The sequence below is a fragment of the Magnetospirillum sp. SS-4 genome (assembly GCF_902729425.1).
Taxonomy (GTDB): Bacteria; Pseudomonadota; Alphaproteobacteria; order Rhodospirillales; family Magnetospirillaceae; genus Phaeospirillum.
Genome location: NZ_CACVCH010000027.1, coordinates 1 through 268 on the forward strand (window position 1 = coordinate 1; position 268 = coordinate 268).

1 pseudogene is annotated in these 268 nt (G+C 68.3%); it reads left to right on the plus strand.

The window, feature by feature from the left end:
* A pseudogene (locus MTBSS4_RS04630) lies at positions 1–268 on the plus strand (ISAs1 family transposase); the annotation flags it as partial.

Sequence of the window (268 nt, forward strand, 5' to 3'; positions counted from 1 at the left end):
GGCGTGTCGCTCCGCCGCGCTCCGGCCTATTCGTCGGTACGGTTCACCCTGCACGGTCTCGATGCCGATGAGCTGGAGCGGGTGTTCCGCGACCATGCCGCCAGCCTTGCCGATGTCCCGGTCGAGGGTGCGAGCCTTCCCCCGGCGGTGGCCATTGACGGCAAGACCCTGCGCGGCAGTTTCGACGCCTTCCACGACCGGAAGGCCGCCCATGTGCTGAGCGCCTTCGCCGCCGACGATCAGATCATCCTTGGCCATCTGGCGATCG